15 protein-coding genes are annotated in these 15949 nt (G+C 53.2%); 4 read left to right on the top strand and 11 right to left on the bottom strand.

Annotation, left to right across the window (positions count from 1 at the left end; genetic code table 11):
- Positions 1-130 precede the first annotated feature (130 nt).
- From K365_RS0118050 to K365_RS0118040, 3 genes are all read left to right on the top strand, one after another.
- A complete protein-coding gene (locus K365_RS0118050; protein ID WP_029724930.1) occupies positions 131-1387 on the top strand; it encodes an IS110 family RNA-guided transposase in 1257 nt (418 codons plus the stop codon).
- 439 nt (positions 1388-1826) lie between these two features.
- Positions 1827-2453, top strand: a complete 627-nt coding sequence (locus tag K365_RS0118045) for an FmdE family protein (protein WP_006968778.1) — start codon at positions 1827-1829, stop codon at positions 2451-2453.
- 15 nt (positions 2454-2468) lie between these two features.
- Positions 2469-3500: a molybdopterin-binding protein gene (locus K365_RS0118040; RefSeq protein WP_024335712.1), complete on the top strand. Its 1032-nt coding sequence runs from the start codon at positions 2469-2471 to the stop codon at positions 3498-3500.
- Positions 3501-3563: 63 nt separating this feature from the next.
- Here the strand turns inward: K365_RS0118040 and K365_RS0118035 are convergent, their stop codons facing one another.
- Both K365_RS0118035 and K365_RS0118030 read right to left on the bottom strand, forming a co-directional pair.
- A complete protein-coding gene (locus K365_RS0118035) occupies positions 3564-3959 on the bottom strand; it encodes a VOC family protein (RefSeq protein WP_006968776.1) in 396 nt (131 codons plus the stop codon).
- Positions 3956-5149, bottom strand: coding sequence for an anaerobic nitric oxide reductase flavorubredoxin (locus K365_RS0118030; protein WP_024335711.1), 1194 nt, complete (start codon positions 5147-5149; stop codon positions 3956-3958). The genes K365_RS0118035 and K365_RS0118030 overlap by 4 nt, the downstream gene beginning before the upstream one ends.
- 261 nt (positions 5150-5410) lie before the next feature.
- On the opposite strand from K365_RS0118030, the gene K365_RS0118025 reads away from it, so the two are divergent.
- Entirely contained in the window at positions 5411-5731 is a 321-nt protein-coding gene (locus tag K365_RS0118025; protein WP_024335710.1) for a cupin domain-containing protein, read from the top strand.
- Between the two features lie 177 nt (positions 5732-5908).
- On the opposite strand, the gene K365_RS0118015 is transcribed toward K365_RS0118025, so the two are convergent.
- The 9 genes from K365_RS0118015 to K365_RS25920 all read right to left on the bottom strand — a co-directional run bounded on the left by K365_RS0118015 (position 5909) and on the right by K365_RS25920 (position 15804).
- Positions 5909-6901 (bottom strand): dihydroorotate dehydrogenase-like protein, encoded by a 993-nt coding sequence (locus K365_RS0118015; protein WP_024335708.1) that lies wholly within the window; start codon positions 6899-6901, stop codon positions 5909-5911.
- Between the two features lie 65 nt (positions 6902-6966).
- Positions 6967-7161: a ferredoxin gene (locus K365_RS0118010; protein WP_024335707.1), complete on the bottom strand. Its 195-nt coding sequence runs from the start codon at positions 7159-7161 to the stop codon at positions 6967-6969.
- 120 nt (positions 7162-7281) lie between these two features.
- Complete coding sequence (locus tag K365_RS0118005; RefSeq protein WP_024335706.1) at positions 7282-7569, bottom strand: hypothetical protein; 288 nt, start codon at positions 7567-7569, stop codon at positions 7282-7284.
- A gap of 118 nt (positions 7570-7687) precedes the next feature.
- The gene (locus K365_RS0118000; RefSeq protein WP_024335705.1) at positions 7688-8773 is read right to left on the bottom strand and encodes a tellurite resistance/C4-dicarboxylate transporter family protein; all 1086 of its coding nucleotides are present in this window, start codon (positions 8771-8773) and stop codon (positions 7688-7690) included.
- A 2-nt stretch (positions 8774-8775) separates the two neighbouring features.
- Entirely contained in the window at positions 8776-9450 is a 675-nt protein-coding gene (narI, locus tag K365_RS0117995; RefSeq protein ID WP_024335704.1) for a respiratory nitrate reductase subunit gamma, read from the bottom strand.
- A complete protein-coding gene (gene narJ, locus K365_RS26755; protein WP_029725519.1) occupies positions 9447-10061 on the bottom strand; it encodes a nitrate reductase molybdenum cofactor assembly chaperone in 615 nt (204 codons plus the stop codon). The genes narI and narJ overlap by 4 nt, the downstream gene beginning before the upstream one ends.
- 3 nt (positions 10062-10064) lie before the next feature.
- Entirely contained in the window at positions 10065-11489 is a 1425-nt protein-coding gene (gene narH / locus K365_RS0117985) for a nitrate reductase subunit beta (RefSeq protein ID WP_024335702.1), read from the bottom strand.
- Complete coding sequence (locus K365_RS0117980) at positions 11479-15186, bottom strand: nitrate reductase subunit alpha (protein WP_024335701.1); 3708 nt, start codon at positions 15184-15186, stop codon at positions 11479-11481. Before K365_RS0117980 ends, narH begins: the two co-directional genes overlap by 11 nt.
- Before the next feature lie 27 nt (positions 15187-15213).
- Positions 15214-15804 carry a beta/alpha barrel domain-containing protein gene (locus tag K365_RS25920; protein WP_245569203.1) on the bottom strand — a complete coding sequence of 197 codons (591 nt, stop codon included), beginning with the start codon at positions 15802-15804 and terminating at the stop codon, positions 15214-15216.
- Positions 15805-15949: the final 145 nt, after the last annotated feature.

The following is a 15949-nucleotide window of genomic DNA, read 5'->3' as shown; positions in this document are numbered from 1 at the left end:
ATTGCCTTTTTTTTTAATAACATCCATGCCCTGACGGGCACAACAAAACATGAAACACTTGCAAAATTGGAAAAATGGTCATAATTATCAAATTTTTTTTATTTAGCCGATAAAAATGAAGAGGATAATTATGACCAAGAAATTAGATACCACATTTATTCAGATTGTTCACCCTGTTTGTTGCGGTTTGGACGTTCATAAGAAAAAAATTTCAGCCTGTCTTATCACTGTGGATAATAACGGTAAGGAACAGTATGAGATTAAAGAATTTGGTACGTTCACCAACGATCTTGTCGAGATGAAGAATTGGTTGCTGAACAATGAATGCCCGGTATTGGCAATGGAAAGCACAGGCGTTTATTGGCGGCCGGTTCATAACGTTCTCGAAGGATTTATGGAAGTGATTCTTGTAAATGCCAGACACATCAAAAATGTTCCGGGACGTAAAACAGATATCAGCGACAGTAAATGGCTTGCCGGGCTCTTGAGACATGGCCTTTTAAAAGGCAGCTTTATTCCGGCAAAAGAGATACGCCAGTGGAGAGAACTGACAAGGATCAGAAGAACGTATACCGAATCTCTGGCTGATTTTAAACGACGTGTGCACAAGTTGTTTGAAACCGCCAACATTAAAATCGATTCCGTTGTATCTGATCTGTTTGGAGTTACAGGTCAAAATTTGATTTCATTATTATGCGACGGATCCGAATTGAATTTGGCAACAATTGAACAGAATACCAAACCCGGTCTGAAAAAAAAGGTTGTCGAACTGCATCGCAGTATTCAGGGTTTTTTTGAAGATCATCATCGGTTTCAATTAATTGGCCTGATGGAGGTAATGAGATCTTTGGAAAAACAAATCGATGAAATTACCCGGAGATTAGAAGATCTTACCTCTGGCCACCAGGATCTATTGGATCGATTGGATGAGGTACCAGGTATTGATAAGAAGTCGGCGCAATCAATTGTCAGCGAAATTGGTGTGACCCTCGATGAATTTATTTGTACAGCTGCGCTTGCCTCTTGGGCAGGCTTATGTCCGGGAAATAATGAAAGTGCCGGCAAAAGGAAGAGTGGCAGAGCTTCTGTGAGAAGTCACCCATTCAAAACCATATTGATCGAAGTGGCCTGGGCAGCAGTCCGGAAAAAAGGGTCATACTACAGGGCCAAATATTTTAAGCTGAAGTCCAGGCGTGGCGCAAAAAAAGCTATCGTTGCAATTGCACATAGAATATCAAAAGCAATTTTCAATATCATAAAAAATGGAGATCATTTCATGGACCTTGGTGAAGATTATTTGACTGCCCAGACAAGACAAAAGGCTATCAACAGCATTAAAAAGCGAGCCAATCAACTTGGTTATGAATTGGTTCCATGTGCGAATTGATAATTTTTTTAGGTGAAGATTATGGGTAAGATTTTTTGAGCAGAAAAAAAGTCGATGAAGAAATGAAGCCATAGAGCGCGATAATAACATGACTGGTCGGCCTTTTGCACAACTAACTGTCAGTCCTTAATTAAAGGAACTACGCATATAAAACTGTATGAAACTTGGCTGGCCACCTGCTTAAAAAAACAACCTGTAAAAGATAATCAAGCAGACAAAGGAGGCACTTCCTGAATATAATTCAAATCGGGTTTTCATCATGGACTTTGCAGACAAACAAAGCCAGTGGTGAAGTGTGTCCTTAACGATGACGGTGTTTCATATAAAGATGGATTGATTTTATTCCGGAATTTGATCTATATCAAGGACGGCACCTCTGGTCTGCCTTTATACTCAGTCTACGTTATGTATTGAACCCTTTATTGAATCAAGGACCCACATGGACGCTTTTGAAACGCTGTTGAAAAGTTCAGCCGCAGCCCACGGGCACCTGTGCCCGGGCCAGGTGGTGGGGGTGAGAATGGCCATGCTCGGATGCCGGCTGATCGGTCTGGACAACCCCGGTTGCCGGGAGCAGATCAAAAAACTGCTGGTGTATGTGGAGATGGACCGGTGCACGGCCGATGCCGTGGCCCATGTCACGGGCGTCAAACTGGGCCGGCGGAGTCTCAAATTCATGGATTACGGGATCATGGCCGCCACCTTTGTCAACCTGGAAACGGGACAGTCTTTTCGAGTGCTTTCCACGGAAGAATCCCGGGATCTTTGTGATGTCTATGCCCCGGAGATTGCTGATAAAAGAGAACAACAGCTGACCGCTTATCAGCGTATGCCTGAAAGTGTGCTGTTCCGGGTGCAGTCCGTCCATGTGGCCGTCGATGAACTGGACCTGCCCGGTCCCACCCGGCAGAAAAAGACATGCACCCGGTGCGGCCAGGTGGTCAGAGACGGCCGGCACAGAATGGAAAACGGCCGGCCTGTGTGCAAGCTGTGCGCCGGCCAGGGGTATTTTTCCCATGCCAGGGAGATCACCTGGCCGGATATGGACCAGTCACCGGTCATTTGAAAAGGAGAATCCAGGATGTTGAAAAAAATTCGTGTCACAGATGCGGTGGGAAAACCCCTGGCCCATGACATCACGGAAATCAGGCCTGGAGAGTTCAAAGGCCCGGCGTTCAGAAAAGGCCACACCGTATGTGATGAAGATATCTGCCATTTGCAGAAACTGGGGAAAAACCATTTGTATCTCATCGACCTGGACGAAGATGAAATCCATGAGGACCAGGCCGCCGCCATCCTGGCTCAGGGGCTGGCCGGAGAAGGGGTCATTTGGCATGATGACCCGAAAGAGGGCAAGATCTGCCTGTATGCGGAAAGGGACGGGCTTCTGAATGTGGACAAGGCCGGCTTGGCCGCCTTCAACATGGTGGATGAGGTGATGTGCGCCGCCTTGCACAGTTATACCCGGGTCACCCGGGGCCGTCAGGTGGCAGCCACAAGGGCTGTTCCCCTGGTGATGCAAAAAGCCCCGGTGGAAAGGGCCGCAGCCATTGCCTCCCGAAACGGCGGTATTTTGAAAGTCCTTCCCTTGATCTCCCGGCGTGCGGGTATTGTGATCACGGGCAATGAAGTGTTCAGCGGCCTGATCACGGATAAATTTACTCCGATTCTGGAAAGCAAGCTGGCAGATCTGGGATCCGTGGTGTCCGGCATTTCTTTTGCGCCGGATGATGCCGATCTGATTCAACAGGCCGTCGAAACCCATCTCAAGAACGGGTGTGATTTAATTCTGCTCACCGGAGGCATGAGCGTGGACCCGGACGATGTGACCCGGAAAGGCATACACCGGGCCGGGGCCGATGAGATGCATTACGGGGCTGCAGCCCTTCCCGGAGCCATGTTCATGGTGGCTTATATCGGAAAAATCCCCGTGGTCGGGGTGCCTGCCTGCGGACTTCACCACCGGACCACGGTGCTGGATCTCATTTTGCCCCGGCTGCTGACCGGCGAACATATCGGTAAAAAAGAGCTGGCCTTCCTGGGCCATGGCGGGTTGTGTATGGACTGCCCGGAATGCGTCTACCCCCATTGCCCGTTCGGCAAAGGGATGTAGGCATTTTCAATTGGATCTTCTTCAAGGTCGGAAGAAGGTGGGAAGATACACCATATTATCTGGTCAGCACCAGAATTCCAGACAATTGCCTTCAGGATCGGTGAGATACATCACTTTTGCGCCCCAGGCATGGGTGGTAACCGGCGTGGGATTCAGCCCGGCCCGGCACAGCCGGGACCGGGTTTTTTTCATGTCCTTGACCTGAAAGGTGATGAGATGCCCTTGTCCCCGGCTGGTGTTCCGGGTGGTGCGGCCGGCATCGGCAATGCTCAGGCGGGCCGTGTCCGTGAGCCGGAACTCCACGAACCAGTCTTTGGACACGGTCACGGGCAGCTGGAGCCCGGTTTGGTAAAAGGCCACGGTTTCCGGCCATTTTTCACAGTATAAAATGGTATTGGCACAGACAATTTCTGCTTGCAGCCCATGAGAATTCTGGCCGGATGCCGGCTGGTTTGTCATGACTTGAGCGCTTCTCCAAGGGTTTTCCCGAAATCGAAGCAGTTTTCTTTTGCCTGGGTGTCCGGGTTCCACTGGACACGCAACCCCTCGTTCAACAGCTCAAATCCGCCCTGTTCCAGTTTGTCGGAGATCACTTTCACGGATTCCCCGCTCCAGCCGTAGGACCCGAATGCAGCCGCTTTTTTGCCCTTGAACCGCAGCCCGATGATCTCTTCGAACAGCCCGGCCAGTGCGGACAGAATCCCCTTGTTCACGGTGGGGGATCCGGCCAGAACCGCTTTGGACTTGAAAATTTCGGTGATGACATCGTTTTTGTCGGACTTGGCCACATTGAACAGTTTCACTGTGACGGAACTGTCTGCTGCAAGAATGCCCTTGGCAATGTTTTCCGCCATTTTCCGGGTGCTTTCCCACATGGTGTCGTAGATCAGGGTGATCTGGTTTTCTGCATACGCATCGGCCCATTCCATATATTTGTTCACGATCTGTGTGGGATCCTGCCGCCAGATCACGCCGTGACTGGGGCAGATCATGTCCACGGGCACGTTCAAGGCCAGGACTTCCTTGATTTTTCTGGTTACCTGGGCACTGAAAGGGGTCAGGATATTGGCATAGTATTTGATGGCCTCCTGAAACAGTTCGCCCTGGTCCACCAGATCGTTGTACATCAGTTCCGTGGCCAGGTGCTGGCCGAAGCCGTCATTGCTGAACAGGATATTGTCGCCGGTAAGATAGCAGAACATGGTGTCCGGCCAGTGAAGCATGGGGGCCTCGATAAAAATCAGGTCTTTTGAACCGATATTGAGCTTGTCCCCGGTTTTGACCACCTGGAAATTCCAGTCCTGGTGATACAGACCTTTGAGGGATTTTACCCCGTTGGCCGTGCAGTAGATGGGGGTGTCGGGAATGTGCTGCATCAGTTCGGGCAGGGCCCCGGAATGATCGGATTCCGCATGATTGGCAATGATGTAATCGATCTGATCCAGAGAGATTTCATTTTTGAGGTTTTCCACAAATTCTTTGGAAAACGGGGACCACACCGTGTCGATGAGCACAGTTTTCTTATCTTTCACCAGATACGCGTTATAGGTGGACCCCCGGTGGGTGGAATATTCTTCCCCGTGGAAATGCTGCAATTCCCAGTCGATTTTTCCCACCATGAAAATATTGTCTTTGATTTTGAAATGCATGACTGCCTCCTTGATTTAAATGAACCGTTCCCTTATGGATTAAAGGGATCATGCCTGTAAAAGTCAAGGATTGTTTTTCGCATTCATTCCGGTTTGCCAGGGATAAGGAAAGACTTTGCGGCTTAGGTTGACAACTCAAGGTATTTGCATTCATAATATTGTCCATAAAAGCTATCATGGTGGAAAGACCGGTTCGGTCATGATCCTTTATGGGAGAAACCGGATCAATCGTAAACAGGGAAACTTCAAGGAGACAAAACCATGCGCGTGATCAAACTCAGTGAAACCAATGAATTCAAGCCCGGCGTGATGAACCGGTTTTTTCTGGTGGAAACGTCAGAGCATTTTAAAATCATCAATTTCAATCTGGATGCCGGGGTGGTGTTTCCGGTTCATTCCCATGATCTGGACGGTGAGCTGTCCATTCAGGTCCTGGAGGGAAAAGGGTGGTTCCTTGCTCAAAACGATGAAAAAATCCCCGCGGAAGAAGGCGATATCCTGATTTCGGAAATCAGGGAACCCCATGGGGTCGAAGCGGATACAAAGATGAGAATCATCGTCACCATCGCCCCGCCCATCTGATAAAAAACATCCAGGGATTTTTTTTTACGTCAACGTTTATGGAGGGTTTATGAAACAGATCACAGTGATGCTGGGGTCGTCCCCTTACAGCGACCGGGTGATCGGGCTGCTCTGAGTCGGGTTCCGGAAAACGGGAAAGATGCCGGGCACCCCTGAAAACCAGGATGCCCGGTGTCATCAAGTCAGGTCTTTTTCCCCTTCGAAATAACGCATGAACTGCACCCGCTCATAAGCAGCGGGGTTGGCGGTCGCCTCCTGGCTTAACCTGCCGCGAAAATCGTCAAGGCAATGATAATCATGTGTCTTCATCCAGGTTTTCAGATTGTCGAGCATGGTTTCAATGTGCGCCGGCCCTTTGCGGTAGAGGCTGGAGACCGTCTGTACAGATCTGGCACCGGCAAGGAGTTGTTTGATCAGGGCCGGACCATCGTGAACCCCGGTGGATGCGGCCAGGTCACAGTCCACCTTGTTTGCCATGATGGCGATCCAGCGCAGAGATATGGCCAGTTCGGCCGGACTGCTGAACACAAAAGAGGGTTTCACGGTCATTTTGTCGATATCGAAATCCGGGCTGAAAAAGCGGTTGAACAGAACGAGCCCTTTGATACCGGTTTTAGACAGGCGCTGGATCATCGGCCCGAGGCTGGAAAAGTAATAGCTGATTTTAAGCGCCACCGGTATGGAGACGGCGGCCAGCACCTTGTCAATAACCTTGAAATAGGCTTTCTCCTGCTCCAGAGAAGTCCGCTCAAAGTCCGAGGGGAGGAAAAACATGTTCAGTTCTAAAGCGTCGGCTCCGGCATCCTGAAGACGGTCGGCAAATGCCGTCCACTCATGGGAGCTGACACAGTTGATGCTGGCGATGACCGGAATATCCACGGCCTTTTTGGCGGCCTGGATCAGTTTGATATAGTGGTTGATTTTTTTGCCTTTGAGATGAAAATCAAAATAATCGAACTGGTCCAGATCAACGCCGTCTTTTTCAGCATCCTTGAGAACATCTTCAAATTGGAACAGGATCTCTTCCTCAAAAATCGACTTGAGAACCACGGCCCCGGCACCGTGATGGGCCAGGGCCTCAATTTTATCCACCGAATCGGTTAGACCTGAGCTGCCGGCGATGACAGGACTGTTTAATTTCATACCCAGGTAATTGGTTGTGATGTCCACGGCACCCCCTTTTTTCTCCCTACGGCGGGATACATTCTGTTGTCAAAATGATTTATTAAAAATTTCTATTCCTTCCAGTGGATACATTCCACCGGGCAGGTATCGATGGCCTCGTCAATACAATCCTCAGGACCACCTTCAGCCTGGATGACAAACGCTTTTTCAGTCTCTTCGTCAAATCCGAACACATCCGGACAAAGCTCAATGCAGGTTTCGCAGCCGATACATTCTTCTGTTTCGATGAACACTTTTTTACTCATGATTGATTCTCTCCTTTGTACGCAGGGTGTGGCCGGTCAGGCAAAATCACACCCTGTTGATCAAACGGGCACCCATGAAAACCAGGGTGCCCGAGTTTTTGTGGAACATATTTCAAAGGATTACGGAAGTTGAGACCCCTGCTGCACTTCGCATTGATTGTCCGGGCAGAAAAGGTTCAGCCACAGGCCTTTGGTTTCCTTTGGAACGACACCGCCGGCCGGCAGGGTGATCTTGTTCTCATCCAGGGAACAAGCGCCGTCCGGGCAGGCCACTTCAAGCCACACACCTGCTTTGCCGGTAACCGCCTCGCGTTTTGCCGCGGGCAGGTCGGATAATTCGGTTTCAGGAACAATCCGGGCGTTTTCGATAAACACTTTCAAACGGGTTTCTTTGATTCCTTTTTTCATGACCCCTCCTTTTTCTGAATAAATTCTCATATCTGCTTATGGCGGTATTTGACCATGAGCACCATTGAACGTTCACTTCCTTTGTACCATATCAACATTTGCATGGATTTGATCCAGGTCAAGTTTTTTCCCGTTGCTTGATTTTTTGTGCCGACCAGATTTCGCGCACTATTCCCAGAAATGTAATGAGCCATGCGGTCATGGCAATGTAGACAAATTTTGCGGGAATGATGCCGATCACAGGGGCCTGGGTCACGTCCGCCAGGCGGTGGGTGCACACGGTATACATGCCCAGAGGAAACACGGCCCCCCAGAACAGCGGGCTGTAGCGCAACGGAAACCGCCGGATTCCGTGACGCCAGATTCCTAAAATGATGAGCATGGGAATCCACCAGGTGGCAGTGGCCCAGAAAAAAAAGGTGAATCCCTTTAGAAAAGGTGTCAGTTCTGCCAGAAACCCGGATGCGGCAGCCTGGCCGATCAGGCCGGCACCGCCCAAAGTGGTGATAGCCACCGCCCCCATGTTGATCCAGTAAGGCGGGGTCAGATCCTGGGGAGAGAAATGAAAAAACAGGTACCGGTAAAATATCAACCCGATGATCCAGATGTAGAGCATTCCCCCGAACAGCCAGGTGTTGAAGGCCAGAAACAGGATTGTTTCACGATAGGCCGGCAGATCCGGGGCAATGGCCGTACTCAGAACGGTGACCGCCTGGGTGGCCACCACGGCCAGGAGCCATCCGCCGTTGATGCCCTCGGCAATGGACGGTTTGTTTTCTTTGGTGATCAATCCGGTGAACAGGCCGTAAATCAGGCAGAGCCAGAGTGTGATCGTTACATACCACAGAGTTGCGGCAATGGCCACTGCTCCGGTCAGGATCAGTATCTGGCTGCCCAGCACCCCCGAGGCTGCCACGCAGGTAAAAAACCCCATGCCCTGGGTATGATCCCTGAAGTCCTCTTGAAACCGCCGGGTGAAAAAAAGGATCCGGGCGATATACATGATCCATAAAATGATATAGGCGGGGATGTTGATTCCCAGAAGTATCCATGCAATCATATTGAATCCCTGGTAATGGGCTGCAATGGAAACGATCCCCGTGGACATCACCAGGGCAAAATAGGCTGGATTCAGATTCTCGATGCTCCGGGCCCAGATGCCGGACCGGGGGGAATGGTGTTTTCCTTTGACCTGCTCTGTCATGGTCAGGCCTGCCGTGCCTGCCGCCGGAAAACGATGAAGGGCCGTGTCAGGTAGAACAAAGGAACGCTCCAGATATGCACCAGACGGGTGAAAGGCGAAATTGCCAGCAAAGCCCAGGCTGCGGTGACATGAACCCGGAAGCTTAAGGGTACGTCGAGCATCAGGGTGCTGTCAGGCGTAAAGGTGACGATACCCCGGATCCAGGGGGCCACGCTGTACAGCATGTTAAAGTGGCTGAACAATACATTGTACATCCCCGTGGCGATCACCACGGCCAGGGCCGCCAGTGTGACCATGTCATTGCGCGTGGTCACAATCTTCAGGCGGGGCTGTTTCAACCGGCGCCATCCCAGCACCAGGATACCGGCAAATGCCGCAATTCCCACAGCCAGGCCGTTCCAGTGGGCGATGGTCATGTGTATCCGGGCCGTGATACCGAAAATATCAAGTACGCGCTGGGGGATGAGCAGTCCCCCGGCATGCCCCATAAAGGTGGCAATGATGCCAAAATGGAACAGGATCGATCCGTAGAAAAGATATTTTTTTTCAAGAAATTCACTGGAACGGACGTTCCAGCCGAAGCGGTCGGTGACATAGCGGTAAGCATGGCCGACCACGAAAGTGGTCAGACATATGTACGGGAAAACGGTAAAAATAAGGGTATGCCAAAGGGTCATGTCGATTCTCCTTGTGTGCACGGGCGGGTTGTCATCCGGGTGTCTTGTTGATCTGTGCCGGTGGCGGCCCCTGCTGCCAGGCGGGCCAGGGGGCGCAGAAGTTGGGCATAGGCCGGCGCTTTTTTTTCCAGGCCGGCAACCAGATGGGTTGTGGCATTCAGGCATTGCCATATCTGTTTTGCTGCTGCCGGTTCCAGGCGGGGATGGATCCAAAGAAATTCCAGGAGCAGCGGCAGATAATCGGGAAGATCCCCGCTCGTCCGTTCCCAGCCGGTTCGGTCATACAGGTGCTGTAGTTTTGCCAGAGCGGCAGCGCGTTTTTCATTGTCACCAAAGGCGTGATAGGTCAGGTTGAGCGTCGTGGCCGGACCAAGATCAAAGGCAGCGGTATAATTTTCCTGGAGGCGCAGCAGGTCATGGGCTTGAAGATAGGTCAGAAAATTTTGCACCGCATGCTTGAATTCAGGTTCGGGGATCTGCCGGGCGGCAGCGGCAATGGGATCAAGATCATGCAGCAGCCTTTTGTCCGGGTAATCGAGCAGCACGGAGAGCACCTGCCATGTGGTGCCGGATAAAGAGATCATGGGTGTATGTTTTTTGTCTTCTGTCATTTTTTAAAATGCCTCTCCCAGTCCGCATCTGCCCTGGCGGGTGAAAACGGCCGGGTCATCCACAGGTGCCGTGGGGATCACGAACCGTTCCGCCAGGGGGGCCAGTGCCAGCAGTTGATAGATCTGGTCCGCATCTTGAGCACTTAGGTCCACCGCATCCAGCACCTGTGTGTCGGTTTGTTTTTCCACCCGGCGCAGACGCATGTAATGGCGCAAGGCAGCCAGCCTGCCCAGGGCCAGGCGCACCGGTTCCTGGTCTCCCGCACTCAGCAGGTTCGCAAGATAGGTAACCGGTATCCGCATCTGGTCAATGGCTGCCGGAATTTCAGAGGTGTCGGCCACCTGGCGGCTGACCGGGCTGAGGGGGGGTATGTACCAGACCATGGGCAGGGTGCGGTATTCGGGATGCAGGGGCAGGGCCAGCCGCCATTGCCGGATCAGGGAATATACCGGAGAGCGGCGTGCCGCAGACAGTACGTTGGATGCAATGCCCTGGGCTTTTGCTGCCTGGATTGTTTCAGGATCATTCGGGTCCATGAGGATATCCAGGTGGGCCGGGTAGACATCCTTGTCCCGGGGGGCTGCCGCCGCCTCAAGAATGCGGTCGGCATCGTACAGCAGCACCCCCACATATCGGATGCGGCCCACACAGCTGTGGGCGCACAAAGTGGGCAGGCCGGCCTCGATGCGGGGATAACAGAAAATGCATTTTTCGGCCCGGCCCTGCTTCCAGTTGAAATATACCTTTTTGTAGGGACAGCCCGACACGCAGTAGCGCCAGCCCCGGCAGCGTTCCTGGTCCACCAGGACAATGCCGTCTTCGTCTCTTTTGTACAGGGCCCCGGAAGGACAGGATGCCACACAGGCCGGATTGAGGCAGTGTTCGCACAGTCGCGGCAGCCAGAACATGAAAAGGTTCTGAAACTGAAGGTAGGTGTCGAACTCCAATCGGTTGAAATTGACATCCCCGGCTCCGGTTTCCGACAGGCCGGCCAGATCATCCTCCCAGTTGGGGCCCCATGCAGGATCCATGGGTTCTCCGGTCAGGCAGGAATGGGAGCGGACCGTTGGCTGGTGGTTTTTTGGGGGGCTTTTGATCAGGCGGCCGTAATCATAATCCCATGGTTCATAGTAATCATCAATGATTGGCAGGTCCGGGTTATGAAAAATGTTCATTGACTTGTGAATCCGCCCGCCGGCCGCAAGCTTCAGCCGGTTGCCCTTCACGGTCCAGCCGCCGCGGTAAATCTGCTGGTTTTCCCATTTTCCGGGATACCCGATACCAGGTTTGGTCTCCACATTGTTGAACCACATGTATTCGGCACCTTCCCGGCTGGTCCACACATTCTTGCAGGGAATGCTGCAGGTGTGGCAGCCGATACACTTGTCCAGGTTCATCACCATGGCGTATTGCACTTTAATCTTCATACCATTCCACCTTTCCGGCCTTGCGCACGATGATGGTTTCATCCCGCTGGGAACCGATGGGTCCGTAATAATTAAAGCCGTAGCTCAACTGGGCGTAACCGCCGATCATGTGGGTGGGCTTGACCAGAATCCGGGTCACGCTGTTGTGGGTACCGCCCCGTTTGCCGGAAATTCCTGTGCCCGGCGTATTGATCAGCCGCTCCTGGGCATGGTACATGAACGCCTTGCCCGGCGGGATGCGCGGACTCACCACCGCTTTTGCCATCACCACGCCGTTGGCGTTAAAGCATTCCAGCCAGTCATTGTCTTTTGCCTTGATTTTTTTTGCGTCAGCGTCACTGATCCAGATGGATTCTCCCCCCCGGAACAGGGTCAGCATGGTGAGGGTATCGGCATAGGTGCTGTGAATCGACCATTTGGAATGGGGGGTCAGGTAGTTGAGTACGATTTCCCGGTCCGGGTCCCGCGTCACACTGCCGGTATCACCCGGAGTGATTGTCAGGGGCGGGCGGTAAATCGGCAGTTGTTCACCGAAATCGCGCATCCAGGGATGGTCCTGGTAGAACTGGGCCCGGCCGGTGAGGGTCCGGAACGGGACCTTTTCTTCAATATTGATCACAAAAGGGGAATAGCGCCTTTCTTCAGATTCAATGCCGCTCCAGATGGGGGATGTAATGATCTTGCGCGGCTGGACGGTGAGATCGTCGAAACAGATCCGTTCATCTTCCCGTCCCTGGCTCAGGTGGCGCAGGTTCATGCCGGTGCGTTTTTCCAGCGTCTCCCAGGACTTGACCGCTGTGGCACCGTTGGTTTCAGGGGCCAGCATCAGGATGGTCTCGGCAGCCTGTTTTTCTGTTTCCATGATCGGCTGTCCCTGGGCGATTCCTTCGGTCACTTTGCCCAGAGATTTTTTTAGTGCTTCGGTTTCCGCATCTGCATGCCACATAACGCCTTTGGCGCCCACACCCGCGGATGCGGCCAGGGGGCCCAGGGAGGTCATTTTTTTAAAGGTATTGGGGTAGTCCCGGGTCACCACGGTCAGGTTGGGCATGGTTTTTCCGGGCACGGGTTCGCATTCGCCCCGGTGCCAGTCCTGCACCTGGTCCTGGGCGATTTCTCCGGGGGTGTCGTGCATCAGGGGGGTGGCCACCAGGTCTTTGACCGTGCCCAAATGATCCGATGCCAGTTCGGAAAATTTTTCTGCAATGGTCTTGAATTGTTCCCAGTTGGTTCGGGTTTCCCAGGGCGGATCAATGGCCGGATTGAACGGGTGAATGAACGGATGCATGTCAGTGGTGCTCAGATCATGCATCTCATACCACCCTGCAGCCGGCAGGGCAATGTCCGCATACATGGCACTGGTGGACATGCGCAGCTCCAGGGTGACCATCAGGTCCAATTTGCCTTCCGGGGCCGGCTCCCGCCATTTTATTTCTTGAGGCCGCAGGTCACTTTCTGAATTGAGCACGGCATGGTCCGTGCCCAGCAGGTGTTTGAGAAAATATTCATGTCCCTTGCTGCTGGCACCCAGCAGGTTGGCCCGCCACAGAAAGAGCATGCGCGGGAAATTATCCGGATGATCCGGGTCTTGTGCAGCAAACCGCAGCCCGCCGGCTTTGATTTTTTTCACGGCAAAATCTGCGATCTCCTCATCGGTGGATGCCCCGGCAGCCATGGCTTCCTTGACCAGTTCAACGGGATTGCAGTTGAACTGGGGATAAGACGGCAGCCAGCCCAGACGGGCCGCTGTCACGTTGTAGTCGGCCATGTGTTGCGCTGCCGGCTGTTTTGCCAGAGGAGACTGAACCGTTTCCGGCCGAAGGGTGTCATAGCGCCACTGGTCCGTGGCAAAATAATAAAAAGAGGTGCCGTTCTGCTGGCGCGGCGGCCGCTGCCAGTCCAGGCCGAAGGCCACCTGGGCCCAGGCTGCCTGGGGCCGCACTTTTTCCTGGCCCACATAATGGGCCCATCCGCCGCCGTTTACGCCCTGGCAGCCGCAAAGGGTGGTCAGGTTGATGATGGTGCGGTAGATCATGTCACTGTGGTACCAGTGGTTGGTCCCGGCCCCTAAAAAGATCATGGATTTGCCGCTTGTTTTTTCGGCATTGTCGGCAAATTCACGTGCCACCCGGATGGCATCCTGGGCCGGCACACCCGTGATTTTTTCCTGCCATGCCGGTGTAAAAGGTGCGGGATCATCATAATCTGCAGGATAGTCGAAAGAGTCCGGTTCCGTTGTCGCGGGGGCATTTTTCTGCGGCACCCCCAGGTGAGCGGCCATCAGGTCAAATACCGTGGTCACGCACAGGTCTCCGTCCGGGGTGGAGACGGTCTTACAGGGTACCAGCCCTTTTCTGACGGTCGAGCCGGCCTCGGTAAAGACGGGAAAGGCCACGGTGCGCCAGCTGTCATTTTGTTCTGCAAACCCCAGCAGTGGATAGACCGGCTCACCATCCGCCTTCATTTCAAGGTTCCAGTTGCCCTGTTCGTTCCAGCGGAAACCGATACTCCCGTTGGGCACGGCAAAATCACCTGACGCTGCATCATACACCACGGTTTTCCATTGGGCGTTGTTGGTTTTCAGACCGAAATCCGCGGCGCGCAGAAACCGTCCCGGGATTTCGCTGTCCGTTCCCTGTTCAAGCACCACTAAAAAAGGCAGGTCTGTGAACTGTCTGGCGTAATCCATGAAATAGGGCACCTGCCGGTCCATGTAGAACTCCTTGAGAATCACATGGGTCATGGCCATGGCCAGGGCCGCGTCCGTGCCGGCCCGGGCCGGCAGCCAGGTGTCGGCGAACTTGACATATTCGGCGTAATCCGGGGCCACGGCTGCCACACGGGTTCCCCGGTAACGGGCTTCGGTGAAAAAATGGGCATCAGGCGTGCGGGTCATGGGCAGGTTGGTGCCCCAGACAATAAAATAGGATGATTCAAACCAGTCGGCGCTTTCAGGCACATCCGTCTGTTCGCCCCATATCTGGGGAGAAGCCGGCGGCAGGTCGCAGTACCAGTCGTAGAAGCTGAGCATGGATGCGCCGATGAGTGACAGGAACCGCGCCCCGGCGGCATAACACACCATGGACATGGCCGGAATGGGCGAAAACCCGAATACCCGGTCCGGTCCGTATTTTTTGATGGTGTGAACCAGGGCCGCGGCAATCAGAGTGGCGGCCTCATCCCAGTCCACGCGCACAAACCCCCCTTTGCCCCGGGCCTGATGAAAACGTCGTCGTTTTTCTTTGTCTGTTGCAATACTTTCCCAGGCAGCCACCGGATCATGGGTCTCCCCCAGGGCCTGGTGCCACATGTCCAGCAGGCATGACCGGATCAGGGGATGTTTCATGCGCACCGGGCTGTAAGTGTACCACGAGTAAGTGGCCCCCCGGGGGCAGCCGCGCGGCTCGTGGTTGGGAACCCCTTCCCCGGAGGCCGGGTAGTCCGTGGCCTGGGTCTCCCATACCAGGACACCGTCTTTGACAAAGACATCCCAGGAACAGGAGCCCGTACAATTGACCCCGTGGGTGGACCGGACTTTTTTATCATACTGAGAGCGGCGCCGGTAAAGGTCCTCCCATTCTCTTTGACCGCAGCGGGTTTCAGCCCAGCCTGCTGCGGTTTTTTCTTCCCGGCAGCCCTGCTTTTCCCCGCGGGGCCGGAAAAAACGAAGCGATGACAAAACAGATTTCTGCGACATGGGTTACCCTCCTTAGGCCGGTGTTGTTTACATTTTCTTTCTGCCAAAGTATTTCATGAACTGGGTTCTTTCATAAAGCGCGGGGTCTTTACTTTTTGCCTGGCTCATCTTGCCTCTGAAATCGGCAATCTGTCTGAATCCCTTGTTATGCATCCAGATCTCAAGGCCCTCCAGCAGGGTTTTGATGTAACCGGTACCGTTTTTATACAGGCAGGAGACAGCCTGGACCGCATTGGCCCCGGCAAGAATCTGCTTGATCAAGGCGTTACTGTCGTGAATGCCGGTGGATGCGGCCAGATCGCAATCTGTCCGTTCAGACATCATTGCGATCCACCGAAGCGAAACAGCCAGATCCGAGGGTGTGCTGAACGAAAAAGACGGCTGGATGTCAAATTGGTCAATATCAAAATCCGGGCTGAAAAACCGGTTGAACAGCACCAGTCCCTTGACGCCGGTCCGGGACAATTTTTGAACCATGGGTCCCAGGTCGGTGAAATAGGGGCTTATTTTCAGGGAAACCGGGAAATCCACTGTTTCAAGCATTTTTTCGATGATCTTGAAATAGAGCCCCTGGGTTTCCTGTGCCGTTCTTTCAAAACTGGAAGGTAGAAAAAACATGTTGAGTTCAAGGGCATCTGCGCCGGCTTCTTCGATACGCCGGGCATAGGAAATCCACTCAACGGAATTGTGAGAACATCGGTGTATTCAAACGCGATCTCTTCTTCAAAAATGGATTTCAGGATTACGGCGCCGGCCCCGTTTT

The organism is Desulfotignum balticum DSM 7044, assembly GCF_000421285.1.
Lineage (GTDB): Bacteria > Desulfobacterota > Desulfobacteria > Desulfobacterales > Desulfobacteraceae > Desulfotignum > Desulfotignum balticum.
The sequence above is the reverse complement of the archived record's forward strand: the minus strand, read 5'-3'. Positions and strand labels throughout refer to the sequence as shown.

Coding starts and splice junctions, on each gene's coding strand:
- K365_RS0118050 (WP_029724930.1), top strand. CDS start 131: ATGACCAAGAAATTAGATACCACATTTATTCAGATTGTTCACCCTGTT.
- K365_RS0118045 (WP_006968778.1), top strand. CDS start 1,827: ATGGACGCTTTTGAAACGCTGTTGAAAAGTTCAGCCGCAGCCCACGGG.
- K365_RS0118040 (WP_024335712.1), top strand. CDS start 2,469: ATGTTGAAAAAAATTCGTGTCACAGATGCGGTGGGAAAACCCCTGGCC.
- K365_RS0118035 (WP_006968776.1), bottom strand. CDS start 3,959: ATGACAAACCAGCCGGCATCCGGCCAGAATTCTCATGGGCTGCAAGCA.
- K365_RS0118030 (WP_024335711.1), bottom strand. CDS start 5,149: ATGCATTTCAAAATCAAAGACAATATTTTCATGGTGGGAAAAATCGAC.
- K365_RS0118025 (WP_024335710.1), top strand. CDS start 5,411: ATGCGCGTGATCAAACTCAGTGAAACCAATGAATTCAAGCCCGGCGTG.
- K365_RS0118010 (WP_024335707.1), bottom strand. CDS start 7,161: ATGAGTAAAAAAGTGTTCATCGAAACAGAAGAATGTATCGGCTGCGAA.
- K365_RS0118005 (WP_024335706.1), bottom strand. CDS start 7,569: ATGAAAAAAGGAATCAAAGAAACCCGTTTGAAAGTGTTTATCGAAAAC.
- K365_RS0118000 (WP_024335705.1), bottom strand. CDS start 8,773: ATGACAGAGCAGGTCAAAGGAAAACACCATTCCCCCCGGTCCGGCATC.
- narI (WP_024335704.1), bottom strand. CDS start 9,450: ATGACCCTTTGGCATACCCTTATTTTTACCGTTTTCCCGTACATATGT.
- narJ (WP_029725519.1), bottom strand. CDS start 10,061: ATGACAGAAGACAAAAAACATACACCCATGATCTCTTTATCCGGCACC.
- narH (WP_024335702.1), bottom strand. CDS start 11,489: ATGAAGATTAAAGTGCAATACGCCATGGTGATGAACCTGGACAAGTGT.
- K365_RS0117980 (WP_024335701.1), bottom strand. CDS start 15,186: ATGTCGCAGAAATCTGTTTTGTCATCGCTTCGTTTTTTCCGGCCCCGC.
- K365_RS25920 (WP_245569203.1), bottom strand. CDS start 15,804: ATGTTTTTTCTACCTTCCAGTTTTGAAAGAACGGCACAGGAAACCCAG.